At 54.6% G+C, this 3,630-nt stretch carries 1 protein-coding gene; it reads left to right on the top strand.

Going from position 1 to position 3,630, the window contains the following annotated elements; genetic code table 11:
* Positions 1–389: 389 nt before the first annotated feature.
* On the top strand, positions 390–3,630 hold a 3,241-nt coding region (locus GBM95_RS11280), incomplete at its 3' end, for a DEAD/DEAH box helicase (protein WP_193222686.1).

The raw sequence follows: 3,630 nt of genomic DNA, 5'->3' as shown, positions 1-3,630 counted from the left end.
AACTGCCAATTTTTAGACTGTAAACAACCGAATTTATGTGTTGGGTCCGGATTTTCCGGTTGCAGTCATAAAAATTGGCACTTGCTCAGACCTTCCCTAAAGGATCAGGAAGGCAAGTTCTACACAATAAACCATACACGCTATTGGACGACGAGTGCAGATGAAAAAATACAAATTCTTTTGAACTATCGTATGTAATCCAGCCCGGAATCGAAGAAAAAATCAAGCAAAAAGCTCATAAAGGAACTCCCATGATTTTTGATTTCCTTAAAAAGAATAAGAAGAGTGAAGGATCAGCCCGGATGGGGAGTCGTTCCTACGTTGATTCAAAGAGCCTTGTGGTGCCTAAAGCGGTAAAAACTACCATACCGCTTGATGAACTGCACAGAATGACAGCCAATACGCTCCGCGTCCTTGCAGAGAACGATAAGGATCAAGAAGCCGTTGATGCAGCTCATTCGCCTGAGATCCCCGAGCGCGAAAAACTTTACCGGCAGTATCTGCTTAAGACCCAATGCTGCAGTGCCTTTCAGATTTCCCTGAATGATGCTGCTATTGAGGAATGGGACGCTCTTGCCTCTCCGGAAGCCCTTGAGGGCATTCAAACGCTCATGTCTCTCCGAGACAGCGGGGAAGCTGAATGGGATGAATCACGACAGGCATTGATTGTTCCCGATGCCGTAATCGCAGGCATTGAGCCCCGGCTCTGGCCCCTGATGGGCCTCCCCCCTCTGGGCGGCGAGTCGATTGCTGTTGATTCAGAGGGAACGCCCTATTCCGACGACTTTTCAATCAATGTTGCCTTCATTTCCGATAAGCGCCGACTGATCCGCCCAACCCGCATCGGACTCCAGATCACTTACGGCGGCCGTCCTCCTCATTTGCTTCCGCCCGAAGTTTTCATCGTTGCAGAAACGATCGAAGCCTATAAGAACGCTCTATCGGATCCCAATGTTGACCGGAATTTCGCCTGGGCTGAAGCCATGTCGGTGCTCTCCATGTCGCGTGCCGTCGAAAAGGCGGTCGCCGGCATTTCCCGCGCCAAGCTTCTCACTGCTGTGCGCGTGACGGCTGAGGTCGATGACCACGGGAAGCTTCGTCCCGTCATTCTTCGTCCGAAAGGCATCTCCGGACAATCCGATGATTTCCTGCCGCTTCTCCTCAAAGGAGAGAAAAAGGACTTCTCACATTTTCTCGACAGCGGTCTCCCGATCAACGGTCACGTGCCCCTCGGCGGCGGGACGTATCTCTTCATGCCACCCGATACGCAGCATGTCGTCGAGGCCATTCGGGACATCAACCACGCGAGTCCGGATGAGCGCATGCGATTCCTCGAGAACCCTCGACAGGCCATCATGAAGGCCCTCGCCAAGGCTGGCGTTAAGGATGACAGTCTCGACGACCTCGTGAACTTCACGTTTGTGGAAACGCCTGAGTTCATCAGCGACCGCGTTAAGGCTCTGGGACCCTGGCAGCGCCAGACGCTCTCATTCATGCAGCCGATCAAGACCGACTGGTATGCCGACGGTGCCGACAGAGCGGGGCTGGTTCTTCATGGACAATTCTTCTGCCTTACGCAGGCGGAGCTCGAAAAACTCATCAGCGACCTTCATGAGGCGAGCGTCAAGGGAGATGCCCTCGTGAAGGTAAAGGATACGATGATTCCGGTGGAGAGCATCAATGCCGCATCTCTTCTGGAATGCTGCCGCAAGGTATTTCCCCAGACAACCGATAAAGACGGGAAACCGGACGAACCGTATCGCGACAACAAGGGAGAAGAGGATAAGGTCGAGAGCAACGCTGAAGAGCGCGTTCAGTTCGGCCCTGACATCAAGCGGAATCTGGAAGCGCTTGAGTATCAAGCTGAGCTTGTCAACCGCACGCCCTGGCAGCACCCGCTATCAACGCTCTCATCCGGACTCTCCCTGCTGCCGCATCAGGAAGAGGCGCTCTCCTGGCTGAAGGACCTTTGGAACAGGGGCATTCCCGGTGCGCTCCTTGCGGACGATATGGGGCTCGGCAAGACCATCGAATGCCTTGCCTTTGCCGCCTGGCTTGCTGAAGGAATGAAAGCTGCCGACTCGGGCCTCCCTACCCTGATCATTGCTCCTGCCGGGCTTCTCGAGAATTGGCTGACTGAAGGACGAAAGTGGCTGGGCGAAGCCTACGGACGAGGACTTGACCTCTCGGCTGCGAGCGTGCGCCGCATGATGAAGCAGTCCCTGACGGAGCGTACGGAGCAGCTGGAAGGATGCACCTGGGCCGTCACAACCTACGAGTCAGTCCGCAATCAGCAGGAGTTCTTTTTTCAGCAGAACTGGGGGCTCATCGTTCTCGATGAAGCTCAGCGCATCAAGAATCCAACAGCGCTTCTCACCGAGTGCATCAAAGGACTCAAATCTGAATTCCTTCTCGCCATGACGGGTACCCCAGTTGAGAATACCTTTATGGATCTCTGGTCCATCCTCGACGCTACCGTACCGGGGGTAATGGGGTCGGCGAAAACCTTTTCGAACAGGTTCTGCCGGGGCGACGACGTCGCTTCAGCAGAGACGGCCGGCCGCGAACTTAATGCCCTTCTCCTTGGCCAGAAATCAACGGAGATCGCGGGCGGCCCGTCTGGTACTGATCTTTCTAGCGACGCAGCTTCCCCTGAGGATGCGAAAGGCATTCAGCTCATGCTCCGTCGCCTCAAAACTGACCGCCTCAAGGACCTCAAAGCCAAGATCGAGAAGCTCTACCGGGTTCCGATGCCTCCGGAACAGGCTGCTGCCTATCAGGAGGTGCTGAATCTTCGCAATTCATCCTTGAACGGCAAGGCGAGCATTCCCGGACTTCAGCTTCTGCATATGCTTTCTGCAGCCTGTTTGTCGCCGAAGAAAATTGGTGCTGCCGGCTCTGCACGAGCCAGCATCGGCGGGGCTTCCAAAAAAGGCTTGGCCAGCGAAAACTCAACTTTTGTTCTCACGGACGAGGATATTGCGAACTCTGCCCGTTTCACGGCGCTCTTCAAAATTCTTGATGAAGTTAAGGCGAAGAACGAAAAAGCGGTGGTTTTTGTGCTCCACGTAGCGCTTCAGCGAGCCTTAGCCAGGAAAATTCAGCAGCATTACAAGCTTGAAAAGGAGCCCGGCATCATCAACGGAATGATGCTTGCCGCAGCCCGCCAGAGGGTCGTGCGGGAATTCCAGCGGCCGGAAAAGGCCGGGCAGTTCGACGTGGTGATTCTCACCAGCCGGGCTGCCGGGACTGGGCTCACGCTGACGGCCGCAAATCATGTCGTTCATCTAGAGAGATGGTGGAACCCGGCAGTTGAGGACCAGTGTTCAGACCGATGCTGGCGCATTGGACAGACGAAGGACGTTGTCGTCCATATTCCGATTGCCGCTTTTCCCGGCGACGGTCTGGAAACATTCGACGAAAAGCTTCAGATGTTCCTCACGGCCAAACGTGCACGCTCTCAATCCGTTTTGATGCCATCGAACGACAATGCCTTTGCAGGGGAACTGATGACGGCCGTCTTTGGAGACGAGGCATTAGATGTCATACTAACTTTCGCCACCCCTTCAACCTTTCATGGAGTGGCAAAACATGCGATATTCGCAGGAGTTCAAAGACAACGTCGTAGCG

It is taken from the genome of Sutterella seckii, from assembly GCF_009183815.1.
GTDB lineage: Bacteria > Pseudomonadota > Gammaproteobacteria > Burkholderiales > Burkholderiaceae_F > Sutterella > Sutterella seckii.
Note: the sequence above shows the minus strand (reverse complement) of the source record. Positions and strands in the feature narration are given on the sequence as shown.